1 pseudogene is annotated in these 237 nt (G+C 55.7%); it reads right to left on the bottom strand.

What is annotated here, in order from left to right:
* Positions 1–131: pseudogene (locus tag HMPREF2734_RS11770) on the bottom strand (IS256 family transposase); the annotation flags it as partial.
* Positions 132–237: the final 106 nt, after the last annotated feature.

Below are 237 nucleotides of genomic sequence, written 5' to 3'. Positions count from 1 at the left end.
GTGTCGGCCTGGGCGGAGAGGATTTGGTTGATAAACCCTTGCAGCATCTGCCGCATCAGATCCGGCGACGCTTGGGCCAGCAGATCATCCAGATAGGTTGTCGGGTCGATAGAATGCGGTGCAGCGGTCATCGTCATGTGCCTTTCGGTGAGATGTGGAAGTTGAGTCGAAAGGTTACTGACGGTGGCCGCCCACTATTTTCAAGGGCCCACCATCAGCAAGCGTTACACCACACTA

This window comes from Corynebacterium sp. HMSC055D05 (assembly GCF_001810365.1).
Lineage (GTDB): Bacteria > Actinomycetota > Actinomycetes > Mycobacteriales > Mycobacteriaceae > Corynebacterium > Corynebacterium coyleae.
Note: the sequence above shows the minus strand (reverse complement) of the source record. Positions and strands in the feature narration are given on the sequence as shown.